General features: G+C 77.0%; 12 protein-coding genes. 8 read left to right on the forward strand and 4 right to left on the reverse strand.

Going from position 1 to position 18,267, the window contains the following annotated elements:
- Nucleotides 1-272 precede the first annotated feature (272 nt).
- The 5 genes from AMK24_RS07310 (at nt 273) to AMK24_RS07330 (ending at nt 10,734) form a co-directional block, all read left to right on the forward strand.
- Entirely contained in the window at nt 273-1,364 is a 1,092-nt protein-coding gene (locus AMK24_RS07310) for a hypothetical protein (RefSeq protein ID WP_143203694.1), read from the forward strand.
- A gap of 469 nt (nt 1,365-1,833) precedes the next feature.
- Nucleotides 1,834-5,046: a type 2 lanthipeptide synthetase LanM family protein gene (locus tag AMK24_RS07315; protein ID WP_073766253.1), complete on the forward strand. Its 3,213-nt coding sequence runs from the start codon at nt 1,834-1,836 to the stop codon at nt 5,044-5,046.
- Between the two features lie 118 nt (nt 5,047-5,164).
- Nucleotides 5,165-5,362: a hypothetical protein gene (locus AMK24_RS07320; protein WP_073766255.1), complete on the forward strand. Its 198-nt coding sequence runs from the start codon at nt 5,165-5,167 to the stop codon at nt 5,360-5,362.
- A 79-nt stretch (nt 5,363-5,441) separates the two neighbouring features.
- A complete protein-coding gene (locus AMK24_RS07325) occupies nt 5,442-8,363 on the forward strand; it encodes a helix-turn-helix transcriptional regulator (protein ID WP_073766257.1) in 2,922 nt (973 codons plus the stop codon).
- A gap of 388 nt (nt 8,364-8,751) precedes the next feature.
- Entirely contained in the window at nt 8,752-10,734 is a 1,983-nt protein-coding gene (locus AMK24_RS07330) for an AfsR/SARP family transcriptional regulator (RefSeq protein WP_073766259.1), read from the forward strand.
- On the opposite strand, the gene lanKC is transcribed toward AMK24_RS07330, so the two are convergent.
- The 4 genes from lanKC to AMK24_RS34180 all read right to left on the reverse strand — a co-directional run bounded on the left by lanKC (nt 10,721) and on the right by AMK24_RS34180 (nt 15,633).
- Entirely contained in the window at nt 10,721-13,402 is a 2,682-nt protein-coding gene (gene lanKC, locus AMK24_RS07335; protein WP_073766261.1) for a class III lanthionine synthetase LanKC, read from the reverse strand. The genes AMK24_RS07330 and lanKC overlap by 14 nt on opposite strands.
- A 15-nt stretch (nt 13,403-13,417) precedes the next feature.
- On the reverse strand, nt 13,418-14,782 hold the full coding sequence (locus tag AMK24_RS07340) for an MFS transporter (protein ID WP_073766263.1): 1,365 nt from the start codon (nt 14,780-14,782) through the stop codon (nt 13,418-13,420).
- Between the two features lie 373 nt (nt 14,783-15,155).
- Nucleotides 15,156-15,305, reverse strand: a complete 150-nt coding sequence (locus tag AMK24_RS34175) for a hypothetical protein (RefSeq protein WP_199876399.1) — start codon at nt 15,303-15,305, stop codon at nt 15,156-15,158.
- A gap of 166 nt (nt 15,306-15,471) precedes the next feature.
- Nucleotides 15,472-15,633, reverse strand: coding sequence for a hypothetical protein (locus AMK24_RS34180; protein WP_199876400.1), 162 nt, complete (start codon nt 15,631-15,633; stop codon nt 15,472-15,474).
- Between the two features lie 325 nt (nt 15,634-15,958).
- Here AMK24_RS34180 and AMK24_RS07345 point away from each other — a divergent pair, with 325 nt between their 5' ends.
- Genes AMK24_RS07345 through AMK24_RS07355 form a run of 3 tightly spaced genes read left to right on the forward strand, consistent with a single transcriptional unit; the run spans nt 15,959 to nt 18,080 of the window.
- Complete coding sequence (locus AMK24_RS07345; RefSeq protein WP_073766265.1) at nt 15,959-17,095, forward strand: radical SAM protein; 1,137 nt, start codon at nt 15,959-15,961, stop codon at nt 17,093-17,095.
- Nucleotides 17,092-17,865, forward strand: a complete 774-nt coding sequence (locus AMK24_RS07350) for an iron-containing redox enzyme family protein (protein WP_073766267.1) — start codon at nt 17,092-17,094, stop codon at nt 17,863-17,865. The genes AMK24_RS07345 and AMK24_RS07350 overlap by 4 nt, the downstream gene beginning before the upstream one ends.
- A complete protein-coding gene (locus AMK24_RS07355) occupies nt 17,862-18,080 on the forward strand; it encodes an aroma-sacti cluster domain-containing protein (protein WP_073766269.1) in 219 nt (72 codons plus the stop codon). Before AMK24_RS07350 ends, AMK24_RS07355 begins: the two co-directional genes overlap by 4 nt.
- Nucleotides 18,081-18,267: the final 187 nt, after the last annotated feature.

Raw genomic sequence — 18,267 nt, forward strand, 5'->3', positions numbered from 1 at the left:
ACGGGTACGGACCCTCTCGCCGATCGGGCCGGCCGCCCCTGGTGCGCGCCGCCGCATCAGCCGGCGCGGGGCGGCCACCGGCGCCCGGCCACGGCGCACCGCGCCCTGACGGCCCGCCCGCTCACCTGACTGCCTGACTGCCTGGCTGCCTGGCTGCCTGGCTGGCTGGCTGCCCGCCCGTCTGGCTGGCTGACTGACTGCGGAGAGAGGGCGCCCCCTCTGACCTCGGCTATGACCTGGGAGGTAATCGACCCCGGCCCCGGCGACCGGGCATGTTGGTCGCACGGGCGGCGACGGGCCGCATCGGGCGGGACGAGACGAGGTACGGGATGTTCGCGCGTCGGCGTGGTGTGGTGGGAGCCGTGGTGGTGGCGGTCGTCGCAGGGGTGGCGACCTCTGCGGCGGCGCTACCGGGCGGAGAGAGGGCCGCCGCTCACGGCGACTGCCCGGACGTGCGGGCCGGGGTCGAGCGGCTGGAGGGCCGGATCACTCCGAACGCCTGCGCGTTCATGCGGCGCCAGATCGCCTTCGGTGAAATGCCGACCGCCGCTCCTCCGGCTGTCGGGGACCTGGACCATCCCCGCGTGAGGGCCTACCTCGACATCTTCGACGAGGACGCCACCCTCTGGGAGGCGGGCAGCGCCCCGCAGCGCGGCCGCACCGTGATCGGCACCTCGATCACCGGCTCCTTGAGACTGGTACCCGACCTGCGGTACCGGGGCACGGACGTGGTGGCCGACGGGGCTGCCGTGATGTTCGGCCAGTGGAACGAGGCCACGGTGAAAGGCCGCGAGGTGGCCTACCCCCAGATCGCGCGCAACGTCCTCGGGGACGACGGCAAGTCCCTCCAGGCCCGCCGCTACTACGACCGCCACGTGCTGTTCCGGGACACGGTCCCGGAGCTGGCGCCCCGGGGGCTGTTCGACGGTGTCGCGGACTCCGGCCCGGCTCCCTCCCGGGGCCCGGCGCCCGAGCGCTTCAGGGCCGAGGAGATCCCGGGCCGCCTCGCGGCGTGGAACGGGGAGGACGCGGACACCCTGCTCGCCCGCCTGGGCGACGCCCGGCTGTCCGGGCCGGGGCTGGACGCTCCGCTGAGGACGGAAGCCGGCAAGCGGGCCTACCTCCAGCGGTTCTTCGGAACGGCGGACGTCCGCTTCAAGGCCGGTCAGGCCGCCTTCGGCAGGACCACGGCCTACGTGGAGTGGCACGGCACGGCTTCCGGAGCGAAGGGCGAGGACATCCCGTTCGGGATCGTGGAGCGCTTCGGCCCGGACGGTGAGTGGGAGCTGACCTTCGACACCCTCCCGCTGGTCGCCGACCGGGGGGAGATCGACGCGCTCTTCCAGAAGCTGGCCCGGCCCTGAGGCCTCTCGTCGAGCTGCCGCCGTCGCCCGGCAGGCGGCGGCTCGACTCCGGGGCGCGGAGGTCTCGGCATCGGCGGCTCCTGCTGGGGCTGCCCGGCCGGAGCGTTCGGTGAGGTGAGGCCGGCGGTGGTGGTGGCGGGGCCGGCGGCCCGGCCGGTCGGCCGGACGGCGGCTCGGGTCTCTGTCGCCCGGAACGGTCCGTTGCGGTCTTACAGCCCCCCGTACGCTCTCGCCCTCGTCCCGCACGCGCGGGAGCCCCGTCGAGCAGCAACCCGAGGGCGCACGGCAGGTGGGAAACGGCCTTTCCTCGAATCCCCCGGCGGGTGGCCGGCATCCGCGGCCGGGGCGCCGCCGCGGGCCGGGGGGCGAAAGATGGGGGCGACGCCCCCATGCGCCCGTACCCTCTCCCCCGCCACGATGGACGCGGGCCGCCCGACCGGGGCGACCGGGAACGGGGAGGTGCTGAGCGGTGACGGAGAAGGACCTGATCGACAGAGGCACAAGCCGTCGCCCCGCCGCCGCGTCCCCCGCGGCCCCGCCCGCCCGGCCCTCTCTCCCCGCCCTCTCCCCCTTCGCGGACCGGGCCGGAGCACCCTGGTGGCTGCCCGGCCTCGTGGGGGGCCGGTCCTCCGGCGAGCCCGCCTGGGCGGCCTTCACCCGCGAGGCCGTGGCCGCCGCTCCGCGCGACGTGGTGGTCGCCGCCCGCCCCTACCCCGGCCTGAGCGGTTTCGGACCGATCGTCGCACCGTTCGTCGAGGCGGCGGCCGAGCGGCTTCGGGCCGCGTTCACGGCCTCCGGTCCCATGAGGGCCGACGCCGTGACGGGCGGCCCCGTGACGACCGGCTCCGTGACGGCCGGGGTGTCGGCGGGCGGGGCACCGGCACACGGGGCTTCCTCGGACGGGGCGGCTGGGGACGGCGGGCGCGCCACCCCCGGGGCCGCCCGGGGCGGACTTCCCGCGACCGGCTCCGCGGTGGACGCGTCCTCGCTCGTACTCGCCGACTTCCGGCGGCAGTTGACGCGCCGCCTCTCCCGGATCGCGGCGCGCACGCTCGTCACCGAACTGCACGGGGCACGACAGCAGGGTCGGTTGAGCGGCGAGGGGCCCGAGGAGCGCTTCCGCGACTTCGTCCGGCTGACCGCCCGCCGCGACGGCCTCGGCCCGCTCGTCACCGCCTACCCCGTACTGGCCCGCCTCCTGGCCACGACCTGCCTCAACACCAAGGACGCCTTCGCGGAGATGGCCGCCCGGCTCGCCGCCGACCGCCATCTCCTCGGTCCGGCAGGGGTGTTCGGAGACCGCGACGGCTCTCCTGACGGCGCACTCGGCACGGACGCCGGGCCCGGGGCGCTCATCGGCGTCGAGGCGGGGGCGGGCGACAGCCACCGCGGGGGCCGGTCGGTGATGCTGCTGCGGTTCGCCGGGGGCGGCCGGCTGGTCTACAAGCCGCGTCCGCTCGCGGCGCACCGGCACTTCAACACCGTGGCCGACTGGTTCGGTTCGCTGGACGGCGCCCCCGACCTGCGGGTGCCGCGCGTGCTGGACCGGGGGGAGTACGGCTGGGCCGAGTTCGTCGAGGAGCGGCCCTGCGCCACGGCGGCGGAGACCCGGCGGTTCTACTGGCGCCAGGGCGCCCTGCTGGCCCTGCTGCACGCGCTGGACGGTACGGATCTGCACCACGAGAACCTGATCGCCTGCGGCCCGCACCCGGTCCTGGTCGATGTGGAGACCCTGTTCCACCCGCCGCTGGGGCCCGCGCGCTCCTCCGACCCGGCCGCCCGCGCCCTGCACGACTCGGTCCACCGGGTGGGCCTGCTGCCGCAGTTGCTGGTCGGGGACACGACCGCGCTCGACATGTCCGCCATCGGCGGGGGCCGCGCCGCCTCGTCGCCCGTCGCGACCGCCGACTGGGCCGACGCCGGGACCGACCGGATGCGGCTGGTGCGGCGGGCGGGCCGCTTCGCGGAGTCCGCCAACCGGCCCCGGCGGGGCGGCGTCGCCGCCGACCCGTCCGCGTACACCGACGCGCTGTGCGGCGGCTTCAGCGCCGGGTACACCGCGATCGGCGAGCACCGCGACGAACTCCTCGGCGCGGACGGGCTGCTGAGCCTGTTCGCCCGGGACGAGGTGCGGGTCGTCCCCCGGCCGACCTGGACGTACACGACGCTGCTGGACGAGTCGACCCACCCCGACCTGATGCGGGACGCGGCCGAACGGCACCAGGTGCTGTCGCTGCTGCGCACCCCTCTCCTGGGCGCGCCCGCCCTGCCCGGCGTGGAGGACGAGGAGATCGCGGAGCTGTGGAGCGGTGACGTACCGGTGTTCGCCACCCGGCCGGGCGGTACGGAACTGTGGAGCGGCACCGGCCGTACGGTTTCGCCCCCCGCCGGTTTTGACGGCTCCTCCGGGCTCGCGCGGGTCGAGGCGAAGGTGCGCGCGATGGACACCGTGGACCGGCAGGACCAGGAGCGGATCATCCGGGCCGCCATGGTCAGCACCTCGCCCGAGCCCGCGCACCGGGCGGGGGCGGGCAGCCGGAAGCGGAGCGCGGAGCGGGCGCCGGAGCCCGAGCAGCTGCTGTCCGCCGCACGGTCGGTGGGCGACCAGCTGGTCTCCCTCGCCTACCGGCACGGGAGCCGCACCAACTGGATCGGGCTGGAACTGCTCGGGGAGCGCTACTGGCGGCTCACGCCGATGGCGGCGGACCTGGCGGCCGGTTACACCGGCCCCGCGCTCTTCCTGGCCCAACTCGCCGCGCTCACGGGCGTGTCCCGGTACGCGGAGACCGCCCGTGAGGCCCTGGACCCGGTCCCGGGACTGCTGGACGCCCTCCACGGGCGGGACGACGAACTCGGCCCCCTGGGGTCCGGCGCCTTCGCGGGCCTCGGCGGCATCGCGTACGCGCTGACCGAGGTGGGCACGCTGCTGGGCGACCGGGAGGTGCTGGACCTGGTCGGCCCCGCCGTCCGGCTGTGCTGTGCGGCGAGCGCGGCGGAGAGCGGGTACGGGGTGCGCGGCGGTGCGGCGGGCGGGCTGGCCTCGATGCTGGCGGTGCATCGCGCGACCGGCCGCCCGGAGGCCTGGCGGGGCGCCGTGCGGTGCGCCGACCGGCTCGTCGCCGCCCCGCTCCCGGGGACGGGGGGCTTCGCGGAAGGGGCGGCGGGCATCGGCTGGGCGCTGCTGCGTTTCGCCGGGGCCGGCGGTGAGGCCCGCTTCCGGGCGGCCGGGCTGCGGGCCCTGCGCCGGGCGACCGTTTCGGCGACCGCCGAGCCGGTCCGGGGGCCCGCCTGGTGCGACGGGGCGGCCGGGGTCGCGCTGGCGATCGCGGACAGCCCGCCCGCCCTCACGGACCCCGCCCTGTCCGGCTGGCTGGCGGACCACGCCCACGCGTCGGCGGACCTCGACCCGCTCGCCGACGACAGCCTGTGCCACGGGGAGTCGGGTCTGCTCGAACTCCTCGGCCACCGGGCCGCGCCCACCGCGCGATCCGCGTGGATGCGCCGGGCCGGGGCGCTGCTGGCCTCGGCGGACCGGACGGGCCCGCAGTGCGGGACGCCCGGCCGCGTACCGCACCCGGGGCTGCTCACCGGGCTCTCGGGCATCGGCCACGGGCTGCTGCGGGCCGGGTTCCCCGAACGGATCGGCTCCGCCCTGCTTCTGCGCCCCTCCCGCGCCCCCTGAACCGCGGCCCCGCCCACCGGGGCTCCCGGCGTACGGCGGTTCCGCACGCCGCCGTCCCACCGAAGCAGACCACGCTCCAGCGTCCGACGACCACCCACCACCAGAGGATGAGGCAGAGATGAAGCACTTCGGCGAAGCGGCCCTGCAGGCGTCCGGCGAGATCGCGCACGAGGGCTCCCCCGAGCACCCGGCCGGCCAGATCTCCTTGGGCGCCACCGGGGGCCTCGGTGCGCGCAGCAGACTCCTCAGCGCTTCGGAGGGCGAGAGCGGCTACAGCCACGACCTGCCCTGGACCACCATGACGGCCCCCTGGTGAACGAATCCGGCCAACTCGACGGTAATTGAGCCGAATCGGCCCGCTGCCCTGGGAGTTGTCGCTCCAGTAATCTGCGGCCATGCGAGCCACTTCGCCGGTCATCGTCGGGCGGGACGAGGAGATCGGACTCCTGAGCAGCGCCCTGGACGCCGTGCGACGGCGTTCGGGGCGCGCGCTGTTCCTCCTCGGGGACGCCGGGATCGGCAAGTCCCGGCTGGTGGGCGAGTGCGCCTACCGGGCCTACGGGCTCGGGATGCCGGTGCTGCGCGGCCGGGCCACCTCCACCGGTCTCGTCGTCCCCTTCCGCCCGCTGGCCGAGGCGCTGGCGTCCCGGTTCCGGGCGGCCGGCACCCCGACCGATCCCGAGCTGGCGCCGTACCATCCGGCGCTGGCGAGGCTGGTCCCGGAGTGGCGGCGGGGCGGCGCCCCCGGCTATCCGGAGACGGTCGTGGAGCTGGCCGAGGCGCTGCTGCGGCTGCTGTCCGTACTGGGCCGGGAGGCGGGCTGCGCGATCCTGCTGGAGGACCTGCACGACTGCGACACGGAGACCATCGCGGTCGTCGAGTACGTCATCGACAACCTGGCGGACCTGCCGATCCTGCTCCTGGGCACCCTCCGTCCCGAACCGGGCGCCGCCCTGGACCTCGTACGCTCCGCCGAGCGCCGACAGGTCGCGGCCGTACGGGAGATGGGACCGCTCCGGGACGCGCAGGTGCGGGCGCTGACCGGCGCGTGCCTGGAGGCGCGACCCGAGGAGATCCCCGAGCCGGTCCACCGCAGACTGGCCGAACGCGCCGCGGGCAACCCGTACTTGCTGGAGGTGCTGATCGCGGACCTGCTCGACACCGGCCGGCTCCGGCGGACCGGCGACGGGTGGGCGGCGGTGGAGCAGGAGGGCGGTCCGGTCCCCTCGGACATCGTGCGCAGCTGGGCCCGCAGGCTGGAGCGGCTGGACGACCCGGTGCGGGACCTCTTACTGGCGTCGGCCACGCTGGGCAGCCAGTTCTCGGTGTCCGTGCTCCAGACCGTCACCGGGTTCGAGGACCGGGCCCTGTTCACGCATCTGCGGTCGGCGGTGGAGGCCGGGGTCATCGCCCCCGACGGCGCGGCCCCCGACCGCTACACCTTCCGGCACTCGCTCACCGCCGAGGCCCTGATCTCCTCGCTCGCCCCGGCCGAGCGCGCGTCCCTGGCCCGTCGCGCCGCCGAAGCCGTCGAGCACTCCGGGCAGCCACTGGACGAGGACGGGCGGCAGCTCGTCGCCGCGCTGCAACTGGCGGCCGGCAACCGGGCGGGGGCGGCCCGCCAGTTCGCGGAGGCGGGGAGACGGATGCTCGCTTCGGGGGCGCACGGCTCGGCCGTGGTGCTGCTGGAGCGGGCGCACCCGCTGGCCGCCGAGACCGATCGGGCCGCCGTCGCCGAGTCGCTGGCGGTCGCCCGCGCCGAGGGCGGCGACCTGGACGGCGCGCTGGCGCTGGCGGACGCGCTGCCGCCGGTCCTGGCACGTTCCGAGGCCGCCGCCCGGCGCGGCCGGATCCATATCGAGCTGGCCTGGGCGGCGGTCATGGCCGAGCGCACCGCCGACGCCGCGCGCCAGGCCGGGACCGCCCGCGATCTGCTCGGCCCCTCCCCCCTGCCCGGCCCGCGGGCGGCGCTCGCCGTGGTCGACGGGCACCTGGCGCTGCTGCCCGGGCACGGGCGGCCGGACCGAGGCCCGGCGGAGACCGGACGGGCCGTCCAGCGGGCCGCGGAGACCGCCGAGGCCGAAGGGCTGCCCCAGGTCGCCTGCCAGGGCTGGCAGTTGCTGGCGCTCCTGCGGCGCGAGGAGGGGTTCGACGCCGCCGACGCCGCGCTGGAGCGGATGCTGTCGATCTCCACCGAACACGCCCTGCCGGTCTGGCGGGTGGAGGCGCTGGTGCGGTTGGGGGCGAACGCCTTCATGCGGACCGGGGACGCCTCCCGCCTGCTGTCCGCGCGGGCGGCGGCCACCGATCTGGGTGCGCTGCGGCTGACCCGCACGGTCGACGGGCTGCTCGCGATGAACGCGGTGATGTGCGCGCGGTGGGAGGAGGCGCAGGAGATCATCGACCGTTCGACGGAGGCCAGCGCCCGGGTCGGCGATCTGTCCACCCACCGCTATCTGCTGCTGGCCGGGGCGACGATGGCCGCGCACCGGGGACGGCGGCGGGAGATGGACCGGGCGCTGGCCGCGTTCCGGCGGGCCGGGGGCGAGCAGTCGCTGCTGGTGCCGCTCCGGTCGGGGCTGTGCCGGGGGTTCGGGGCGCTCCTGGAGGAGGACCGGGAGCGGGCCGCGGCGAGCCTGGACGAGGCGCTGGCCTGGGAGGCGGACCACCCGAGCTACTACTACCTGAGCGGGCGGTACGGGCTGCGCCCGCTGCTGCGGGTGCTGGCGGGCGCGGCGGACCGGGCGGAGCTGGAGGAGGCGCGGTCGGCCCCGGGGGGCTGCCTCGCCTGGAACCGGCAGTTCCTGGAGCTGGCCGACGCGGTGCTGCTGGGCCGGGAGGGCGACGCGGAGGGGGCGGCCCGGCTGATGGCGGCCTTCGACGCGCTCTCCGCGCCCTTCCCGGTCGCCCGCCATCTGGGCCTGCGGCTGGCGGCGGACCCGGCGCGCGCGGACGGGTGGGGCGAGCCGGTGGCGTGGCTGCGGGTGGCCGAGGAGTTCTTCTACGGGGCCGGGGTGCAGCCGGTCGCCTCCGCGTGCCGGGCCGCGCTGCGGCAGGCCGGGGCGAGCGTGGGCCAGCACCGGGGCGGCTGGGACCGGATCCCCTCCCCGCTGCGGACCAACGGGGTGACGCCGCGCGAGTACGAGGTGTTCGTGCTGCTGCCCGAGCGGCCGGGGAACCAGCAGATCGCCCGGCGGCTGTCCATCTCGCCCCGCACGGTGGAGAAGCACATGGCCAGCCTGCTGAGCAAGACGGGGCGGGCGGACCGGGCGGCGCTGTGCGAGTTCGCCGCCGAGTGCGCGGTCGAACCGGCCTGAGCGGCGGCGGGGCCGGACGCGGGGGCGTGCGGGGCCCGAGGACCGTCGGCCGGGCTGGAGAGCGTGCCGCCTCCGGACGCGGGGCGCCAGAGCCGGAGCGGGGCCCGCAGGCGGCCGGAGCCGAGGGGCGGTGCGGGCGGCCGGTGCGAGCGGCTGGTGCAGGCGGCCGGTCCCGGGGGCTGACGCGGGGGGCGCAGGGGGCCGCTGCGAGCGGCCGGTGTGTGCGGGGGGGGCGGGTCGGCGGTATGGGGGCGCCGGGCGGTTTCGGTCGGGTGTGCGGACGGAAAATGCGGGTGGCGCCCCGATGTGCGGGGGCCGGGCCCCACCGCACGATCGGGGCGTGCGTACGGCCCAGACCGCCGCCCGTCCCCCCTCCGGAGGCCCGCCGATGTCCCGACCTCCCGTCCCCACCGCTCCCGCCGGTGCGGTGTACTTCTCCCTCCTCGGCCCGCTCACCGCTCGGCTCGACGGCCGTGAGCTGCCGCTCGGCCCGCGCAAGCAGCGGCTCGTCCTCGCCACGCTGCTGTCCCGCCCCAACACTCCCGTACCGGTGGACGTGTTGACCGACGCCGTGTGGCCGGACGACCCGCCCCGCACCGCCCGGAAGAACCTCCAGGTGTACGTCAGCGCCGCCCGCGCCCTCCTCGGCCCGGCCGGGGACGGGGGCCGGGAGCGGGTGGTGCACGGGTGCGGGGGCTACCTCCTGCGCATCGCGGAGGGCGAGTTGGACACCCTGCGCTTCGGGTCGCTGGCCCGTGCGGGGCGGGCGGCGGCCGAGCGGGGCGATCTGCCGGGGGCGGCCCGGCTGCTGCGGGAGGCCCTCGATCTGTGGGAGGGCCCGCCGCTCAACGATCTGCGGGACTCGGCCGGGGTGGCCGAGGAGGCGGACCGACTGGAGGCCCGCTGTCTGACGGTGTACGAGGACTGGGCGGAGGCCGAGATCGAGCTGGGCCGGGCGGCCGTCGCGGTGGACGGGTTGCGGGACCTCGTGGAGCGCCACCCGCTGCGGGAGCGGCTGCGGGCCGCCTGGATGAACTCCCTGCACCAGTCGGGCCGGCAGGCCGAGGCGCTGGCGGTGTTCGACGACTACCGGCAGTTGATGGCCCGGGAGTTGGGCCTGGAGCCGAGTCCGGCGATGGCGGCGCTCTACCGCTCGATGCTCGGCCGGGGACGGGAGGCCCGGCGGCCCTCCGCCCCCCGGGGGCAGGCCGGCCCGGTGGCGCTGCCCGCCGGGACCGGGGCGTTCACGGGCCGCCGCGACGAACTGCGCGACCTGCTGGGCGTCCTGGGCGGCGGCGAGGGGCGGGTGGTGGTCGTCTCGGGCCCCGCCGGGGCGGGCAAGTCGGCGCTGGCGGTCCGGGCGGCGCACCTGCTGGCCGACCGCTTCCCGGACGGCCGGGTCCAGGTCCGGGTGCGCCGGGAGGACGGTACGGCGCGGAGCCGGGCGGAGGTCCTGGCGGAGCTGGGGCGGCTGTGCGGGGCGGCGGGGGCGGCCCCGGGGGCGGGGCAGCCGTCCGGGCCCGCCGCCGCTGACGCGCTCGCGGACGCCTGGCAGACGTGGCTGGCCCGCCGCCGCGCGCTGGTCGTCCTGGACGACGTCCCCGAGGAGGCGTCGGTACGGGACCTGCTGCCCCGGTCCGGGGCGAGTTCGGTCCTGGTCACCGCCCGGGGGCAGCTGCCCGGCCTCGCCCCGGTCCACCGGATCGCGCTGCCCGCGCTGGCGGACGGGGAGGCGCTGGAGCTGCTGGGGAAGCTGATCGGGGCCGGCCGGCTGCGTACGGACCCGGGGGCGGCGCTGCGGATCGTGCGGGCCGGCGGGGGGCTTCCGCTGGCGGTCGAGGTGAGCGGGATGCGGTTGGCGGTGCTGCGCCACCTGCCGTTGGCGGAGTACGCGGACCGGCTCGACGACCCCTCGGGCGCGCTGGACGAACTGGTCGCCGGGGACGTCTCCGTACGGCGGCGGATCGCGTCCGGGTGGCAGGACCTGGCGGACGGCGACCGGCGGGTGCTGGCGCGGCTGGCGGGGCTCGCGGCGGACGGGGGCTTCACCCTGGACCGGGCCACGGCGGCGCTGGGCTGCGGCGAGCGGGCGGCGATCCGGGCCGTCGAGTCGCTGATCGACGCCGGGGCGGTGACCTCCCCCGCCGGAGAGGTCACCGCCCATGCCGCCCTCTACGAAGTACCGCGCCTGCTGGGCCTGTTCGCCCGCGAGCAGGAGGACCGGGAGAGGCCGCGCGAGCAGGAGGGCCGGGAGGGGCCGGAGGCGGAGGGGCCGGAGGCGGCGGCCTCCGGCGCGCCGGAGGCCGCCGCCGTGGCGGGGCGCGTCCCGGGTCGCGCCCCGGCCCTGGGGGCGGCCCTCACCCCAGGGTGAGCAGCGTCAGCAGATCGCCCGGCCGGCGGCCGGAGCCCCCCGGGGCGACGGCCGCTCCGGCCTCCGTGCCGGTCTCCGCGTCCGCGCCTCCGCCGCGGCCCGGTCCCCCGTCCGGCCCGCCGTCCGCGGCGGCGTCGGCGTCCGCCAGGAAGTGCAGGGCCAGGAGCAGTCCCGCCGCCCCCGTGGCCAGGTCGGCGGAGCAGCGGCGCAGGCGGGCTCCCGGGACCAGGAGGCGGTCCCCGTCCGCGACCAGGTGCCAGGACAGATTGCGTACCGAGGCGCGCACTTCGGGCCCGGCGGGCCGACCGGGCTCCTCCAACTGCCGTGCGGTGGCGACGAGTCCGGCCCTCCCGGTGAACAGGCCCGGCTCGCGCACGAATTCGTTGCCGCAGCCCTTGCGCACCCCGGGCAGCAGGGAGGCGAGGGCGGGCGCCTCCTCCCGGGCCAGGTAGGCGCGCGCGACGAGGGCGAGGCCGCCGCTGCCCTGGTCGAGGTAGAGGAGGTGGCGGCGGCCGTCCTTGACCTGGACGGTGCCGTCGTCCATCGTCACGCAGTGCCCGGAGTCCCGGTACAGGGCGGTGCGGGCGGCGCGCAGCAGCCACTCCTCGCCGGTGAGCGCGTACAGGTCGAGGTGGAGCAGGGCGACGCCGCTGAGTCCGCGCAGCAGTCCGGCGGACGGCGGGACGGCCGGTCCGCCCGGCACGGTCTCGCCGCGCACCAGGCAGTCGAGCTGCCAGGCGGTGCGCAGGGCGGTGTCCACCAGCTCCTGGTCCGGCGCCCCGGGCCCGGCCGTGGCCAGGCGGAGGGCGGCCAGGGCGGTGCCCGCGCGCCCGGTCAGCAGGTCGGCCGAGGGCGAGGGGCGGCCGGCTTCGGCGGCCCGCGCGAACAGTTCGCGCCCCTCGTCGGGGCGGCCGAGCAGGGCCAGCGTCACGGCCGCGCCGGGCAGACCGTCGTACAGGCCGCCCGGGGAGGCGGGGTCGCGGCGGCGGGCGGCGTCGGCCAGCCAGTCGGTCCACCCCGCCGGGACGGGCGCCCCGACGCGGTGGAGGGCGTACAGGACTCCGGCGGCCCCGTGCGCGAGGTCGCAGCCGCCGGTGGCGAAGGCGTTCGGGTCGCCGGGGAAGAGCCGGTCGCGGCGCTCCGGTGTGGCGCCCGCGTGGATGCCCGCGATCAGCCGGGTCCGCAGTTCGGCCCAGTCCGGGGCGGGCCCGCCGAGGAGGGCCGCGATCTCGCCCTCCCGGTCGGCGGAGCGCCCGGCGGCCCGCAGCAGGGCGGGCCGGGCCGGGCCGGCGTCGGGTGCGAGGCCGTACCGCTCCCGGGCCCAGGACTCCAGCGACACGGCCTTGGCCCGGTCGTGGGAGGCCATCTCCGTCATCGGCATCAGCATGGTGAGCCAGGTCGCCCACAGGGCGTAGGCGTCGGCCTCGGCGCCCGGGGTGCCGGGCGGCGCCTGGAGACCGGGCGCTCCCGCCAACGGGGTGCGGTCGTCGTCGAGTCCGGTGGCGTACTCGAAGTCGACGAGTGCGAGGCGCCCGTCGGGCCGCAGGATGACGTTGGAGGGGTGCAGATCGCCGAAGCGCATCCCCCGGCCGTGGATCTCCCGCAAAGCGTCCGTGAGTTGGGCGGTGACGTGGTCCACCCAGGCGACGTATGGGGCGAGTTCGTCCGCAGTACGCGCTCCGCGCACCAGGGCGAAACGGGCCACGATCTCTTCGAGCAGCGTGGCGCCCTCCACGTACTCGGTCGTCAGGAACCGGTGCTCCCACACGGTCCGTACGCCGTACACCTCCGGTACGCAGTCGAGCCCGGCGAGCGCCGTCAGCGCCCGGTGCTCGCGCTCCAGCCGGGTCACCGCGTCGTCGCCCACGGCGTCGAGTCCGCAGTGCGGGCGGGCCTCGCGCAGCACCACCCGGTGGCCGGTCTCCCGGTGGCGGGCGAGGTAGATGCCGCCCGCGTTGGAGAACTGGAGGGCCTCGGTGACGGTGTACGGGAAGGAGTCGTCGCGGGCGGCGGCGCGGGCGGCGAGGTGGGGCCGCAGCAGCTCGGGAACCCGCACCCAGGCGGGCGTACGGAACACCACCCCGCGCTCGTCGGGCACGAGTTCGCCGGAGGGGTGGCGCAGGGCGGGCACGCGCTCGCCCCGGGCGTCCCGGCACCAGCGGTCGACGAAGGAGCCGTACCGTACGTAGACGGGGGCGTCGCCGATGCGCAGGTCGCTCAGGATGTACGGTCCCCGGCGGCCGGCCAGGACCCCGGTCAGCTCGTCGAGCAGGCGGGCCAGGGCCGCCTCGTCCGGCGGGTAGAGAGTGAGGAACTTCCCCGCGCTGCCCCGGGACATGTACTTCCCCGACATCAGCAGGAGCGCCTGCTCGCTGCGGAGGAACTTGAACGGCACCCGGTGCCGGAGGCAGATCCGCGCGGTGTCGCGGAGGGTGGCCGCCGCCTCGTCGGGGACGGTGGAGACGTGGATCTTCCAGCCCTGTTCGGCCGGTTCGCCGTCCTCGGGCAGCAGGGACGTCCACAGCCCGCCGGCCACCCGCCGCCATCCGGGGGGAGGTTCGGCCGTGTCGAGGGGGTAGCGGGTGTCCTGGTCGGGGAGGCGGGCCGGGGTGTCGTAGTAGCGGCGGTCGGCGAGGCAGTAGAGCTGGGTCTCCTGGATACCGGGCACGGCGTTCCTCCTCAGTCAGGATGCGACGCCGGGACCGGCGGCTTCGTGGGCGGGTCGGACCTCGTGGGCGGTGCGGGCCCCGGGGGCGGCGCCGGCCTCGTGGGGGGCGGGGGCCTCGTGGGTCGGAGGAGTCCCGGCGCCCTCGGTGCCCTCGGGGGACTCCGGCGTCGCGGGCGGCGGGACCGCGCCCTTGCGGACGGACGGGGCGAGCGTCATGACCGCCGCCGAGACGGCCAGCACCGCGCCGACCAGGCCGAAGGCGTTGCGCGGGCCGAGCGCGGTCAGCAGCGAGCCGCCCGCCAGCGGGCCGAACGGCTGGACGATCGAGGACAGGAAGGAGGCCGCGCTCTGCACCCGGCCGACCCGGTCCTCGGGGGTGACGACGAGCAGGGTCGACAGGAAGCCGATGCTGGCGACCGTCGACAGGCACATGCACACCGCGCACAGCAGCCCCGCCATCAGCGGGCTGCTGAGCCAGGCCAGTGCTCCGGCCGTCACCACGCAGCTCCAGCAGGTGACGACCAGCAGGGTCCGGATGTGGCGGTCCGGGGAGAGCCGGGGCGCGAGGAGCGCCCCGGCGAGCGCCCCGGCGGAGACGCAGGTGATGACGAAGCCGCCGCCGAGCCCCGACCGGCCGCCCTCGGAGAAGACGGCGAGCGCCGTGAAGGTGAGGGCGCCGAAGGCGAAGTTCATGCCGAGGCCGAAGACCAGCAGAACCGTCCGCAGGTAGGGGAGTCGCCAGAGGAAGCCGAGCCCTGCGGTGAGTTCGGCGCGGCTGAGGACCGAGCCGGCCTTCTTGCGGGCGGAGGAGCGGGTGCGGACGAGGGCCACGCAGACGGTCGACAGGAACAGTCCGAGGAACTGGGCGGCGAAGGGCAGCACGTCGTGGATTCCGAAGAGCGCGCCGCCGACGAGCGGGCCGACCAGCCGGACGGTGGCGGTACGCGCCTGGAGCCGGGCGGTCGCCGTGCCCATCTGGTCCGGCGGCACGACCGCGCGCAGCAGCCCGAAGGCCGCGGGGGCGTAGACGCTGTTGAGGACGGCCCCGGCGGTGGCGACCAGCAGGACGAGCGCCATGGGGGCGTGGCCGTTCCACACCGCGACGGTCAGCGCGGTGACCGCGAGCAGGCTCCCCACGTCGCACAGCCGCATCAGCCGCCGGCGTTCGACCCGGTCGGCCATGACCCCGCCGGGCAGCATCGTGATCAGCACGGCGCAGATGGACACGGTCCCCACCGTGCCGGCCTGCACGGGGGAGCCGGTCTCCTTGAGGATGAGCAGCGGCAGCGCGAGGGCCCCCATCTGGCTGCCCAGAACGGCGAACAGGCCGCTCATCCAGAGCAGCCGGAAGTCCCGGTTGGAGCGGAGAGGCGTGGCCATCGGCAGGCTCCCTGAGGTGCGCGGGCGGGTGGGCGGGCGGCATGACGTGCGGCGTGTGGAGCGGGGGTCGGGCGGTACGGAGGGGGCGCCGAAGCGCGGCGGGGCCGGGCGGTTCGGCGGCGGGGCGGGCGCGGCGGGGTCCGCGCGCGATGGGACGGCAGGGGCCGCGGAAGCCCGGCGGGGGCCGGACGGTGCACGGAAGCGCGGCGGGAAGGACGGTGCGCAGAAGCGCGGCGGGGGCCGGACGATGCACGGAAGCGCGGCGGGGCGGCTCCCGCCGGTCGCGGAGCCGCCCCGTACCGCCTGGCCGCCGGCCGGGCGCCGCGGGAGCGAGGTGTCGGCCTCGCCCGGCCGTGGCGCCCGGCCCGGGGGATCAGCGCTGCGCTTCGACGACGCTCAGCACGCTGATGCAGTTGCCGTCGGTCTGCTCGCCGCCCTGCACGGACGTCTCCTGGAGGTCCAGGACGGAGTGCGCCTCGACCTCGGGGGTCTCGTCGCCGGTGGGCTGGGTGTTCTCGGACATGGTGGTCTCCATCCACTCGTCACTGCGGGAAGGCCGGAAACCGGCCGGCGTCGCGGGAGGACCGCAGGCTCGTCGCCCTCCGCGGAGGAACCGGGACCGGAGCCCCGGGGAACACGGCCCCGGGTCCGGTGTGCGAGGCCCGTCGCGGGGGACGGGCCGGGGGAGATCAGTTCTCGACGACGCTCAGCACGCTGATGCAGTTGCCGGGGGGCGCGATGATGTCGCGGTCGCCGTGGACGGACGTCTCCTGGAGGTCCAGGACGGAGTGCGCCTCGACCTCGGGGGTCTCGTTGGTCTCGTCGCCGGCCGGCTTCGTGTTCTCGGACATGGTGGTCTCCATCCACTCGTCACTGCGGGACCCGGGACCGCGGGGGGCGGAGCCCTCCGGTGCCCGGTGCGGCGGGCCTGGTGCCTGCCGTTGCCGAGAACGTTAGGAAGCCGGGCCTGGCGATCGCTTCGCCGCCGGTATGGCAGCGGTATCGGGCCAGCTCGCGAGGGCGGGAGCACGCCGAGCAGGACCGGCCGGGACCTCGGAAGTCCGCTGTGACCTGGGCCCATACCGCTGCCGAAGCGCCGTCGGACCGTCCTCGAACCGGCGCGGCCCAGCCTGGGTACGCGCCCCACGCGCCCCGGCCCCGAAGGAGGCGGCCCGCATGGAACTCGCCGAACTCGTCGCACGGCGGCCCTTCCCGGCCGGCGGTCTGCTGATCGGCCTCACCCGGCGCTGCCCGCTGAGCTGCGCACACTGCTCGACCGGGTCCGGCCCGCTCACCCGCCAGGAGCCGGACCCCGCCCGACTGGAGCGGTTCGTCGCGTCGTTCACCGAGGAGGACCGGCCGGACGTGGTCATGCTCACGGGCGGCGAGCCGCTGCTCCTGCCCGCCGCGGTGGAGCGGTTGAGCACGCTGGCGCGGGACGCCGGTTCCCGTACGGCCCTGCTCAGCGGCATGTTCTTCGCCCGGGGCGGCCTCCGCGGGCGGAAGGCGGCGATCGCGCCCGCGATCCTGCGCGCGATCCGCTCCGTCGACCACTTCTCCGCCTCCCTCGACGTCCACCACGAACGCGAGGTGTCGCGCGCCGAGGTCTTCCGCGCCCTGCACCTCGTCCGGGAGGAGGGGGTGGCCGTGAGCCTCCACCTCACCGGCACGGGCGGCTCGGACCCGTACCTCGCCGGCCTCACCCGCGCCGTGCGGGAGGAGTTCGGGGGCGCGGTGCCGTGCCTGGTCAACGAGGTGCGGCCGTTCGGCCGGGCCGCCTCCTGGGCGCGGGCGGCCCGCACCGGCCCGGACCCCGCCGAGGCGTCCCCGTGCTCGATGGCGGCCTGGCCGGTGGTCGCCTTCGACGGCCGGGTGCTCGCCTGCTGCAACCAGGACACCGTCGACCGCAGGCCCGTACCGGCCCATCTGGACCTCGGCCATATCGCGGAGGACGACTGGGGAACGGTACGCCGCCGGGCCCTGGAGTCCCCGATGCTGCGCATGCTCCGCACGGTCGGGCCCGCGCATCTGGCCGCCCGGTACGGCTCCGGCCCCCGGCCGGGCTCCTACTGCGACGGCTGCCGGGCGCTCGGCGGCGACGGGGCGGCGGCGGCCGGAGCCCGGGCGGTGGCGAGCGGGGCGGCCGGGGCCCTGCTGGACCTGACGGCGGCGCTGCGCGGCTCCCGGGAGGGGGCGCGGGGCGTGGTCCGCCGCCACGGCTGCGCGGAGTACGCGCCCCTGGTCGTCGCGGGTCCCCCGGGACCGCCGGGCGCGGACGCCCCGGACGGCACGGGCACGGAGGACGTCCGATGAGCGCCCCGGCCCGCAGCGGTGCGAGGACCACCGGCCCGCGCTCCGCCGCCCCGGGCGCCTCCGCCCGGCTGCGGACCAAACTCCTGCTGCTGGAACCGGAGTTCCGGGGGGCGACGGCCCACATGTGGCGCGCCGAGGACCTGGTGGCGCGCTACCGGGCGTACCTGTGCGCCATGCACGCCGTCATCCGCGCCTCCGTCCCGCTGATGGGGCTGGCACTCGACCGCGCCCGGGACCGGGCCGCCGCGGGTGATCCGCTCGGGGGGCCGCTCGCCGCGTATCTGGAGGGGCACATCCGGGAGGAGGAGGGGCACGACGCCTGGCTGCTGGAAGACCTGCGGGCGGCGGGCGGCGCCCCCGAGGCGGCCCTCGGCCCGCTGCCCTCCCCGCTGATCGCCTCGCTCGTCGGCTCCCAGTACTACTGGATCGAGCACCACCACCCGGTCGCGCTCCTCGGCTACATCGCGGTGCTGGAGGGGTACGCCCCCGCCCCGGACCTGGCCGCCCGGGTCGCCCGGGTCACCGGGCTGCCCGCCGCCGCCCTGCGGACGGTGCGGGAGCACGCGGTGCTCGACTCGGAGCACCTGGACGACCTGTACGCGCTGCTGGACCGGCTGCCGCTCGGCCGGGACCGGGAAGCGGCCGTGGCCGTCAGCGCCCTGCACTCCCTCGACGCGCTCACCCGGCTTTTCGTCCGGCTCGGGCGCTCCGCGCCGACGCCGTCGCCGCGGGGAGCCGGACCCGTCCCACCGATGGGAGTCACACCATGACCGGACCACCCCCGAGCGGCGGACCTCCGCCGCTGCCCGAGGCGCTGTACGAGGCCGGGTTCCCCGTGGACCTGCTGACCGAGGAGCAGCGCGAGGTGCTGAGCGAGCTGACGCCGGAGGAGCTGGCGTTGCTGCTGGACGTGAAGAGGAGGCTGGACGCCGTGGGACCGGAGGTCCAGGCGCACGGCGAGATCGCCGGCGGCGCCCTGTTCTGACCGGTCTGGCCGGTCAGGCCGGTCAGGCCGGTCAGGCCGGGGAAGGACGGCCGTGGCCGGCGACCGGCCACCGGTTCGGCGGTACGGGTCCGGCGCGGGGCGACCCCCCGGCCCGTACCGCCGCCACCCGCCCAGCCGCGACGCGCGCCTCCGTGAGCCGCCCGCCACCCCCGACCGCACGGCCCCC

The organism is Streptomyces sp. CB02366 (assembly GCF_001905905.1).
GTDB lineage: Bacteria > Actinomycetota > Actinomycetes > Streptomycetales > Streptomycetaceae > Streptomyces.

Bases quoted from the DNA above. Each gene is read 5' to 3' on its own strand.
- AMK24_RS07310 (WP_143203694.1), top strand. From the start codon at position 273: ATGTTGGTCGCACGGGCGGCGACGGGCCGCATCGGGCGGGACGAGACG.
- AMK24_RS07320 (WP_073766255.1), top strand. From the start codon at position 5,165: ATGAAGCACTTCGGCGAAGCGGCCCTGCAGGCGTCCGGCGAGATCGCG.
- AMK24_RS07325 (WP_073766257.1), top strand. From the start codon at position 5,442: ATGCGAGCCACTTCGCCGGTCATCGTCGGGCGGGACGAGGAGATCGGA.
- AMK24_RS07330 (WP_073766259.1), top strand. From the start codon at position 8,752: ATGTCCCGACCTCCCGTCCCCACCGCTCCCGCCGGTGCGGTGTACTTC.
- AMK24_RS07340 (WP_073766263.1), bottom strand. From the start codon at position 14,782: ATGGCCACGCCTCTCCGCTCCAACCGGGACTTCCGGCTGCTCTGGATG.
- AMK24_RS34175 (WP_199876399.1), bottom strand. From the start codon at position 15,305: ATGTCCGAGAACACCCAGCCCACCGGCGACGAGACCCCCGAGGTCGAG.
- AMK24_RS34180 (WP_199876400.1), bottom strand. From the start codon at position 15,633: ATGTCCGAGAACACGAAGCCGGCCGGCGACGAGACCAACGAGACCCCC.
- AMK24_RS07345 (WP_073766265.1), top strand. From the start codon at position 15,959: ATGGAACTCGCCGAACTCGTCGCACGGCGGCCCTTCCCGGCCGGCGGT.
- AMK24_RS07350 (WP_073766267.1), top strand. From the start codon at position 17,092: ATGAGCGCCCCGGCCCGCAGCGGTGCGAGGACCACCGGCCCGCGCTCC.
- AMK24_RS07355 (WP_073766269.1), top strand. From the start codon at position 17,862: ATGACCGGACCACCCCCGAGCGGCGGACCTCCGCCGCTGCCCGAGGCG.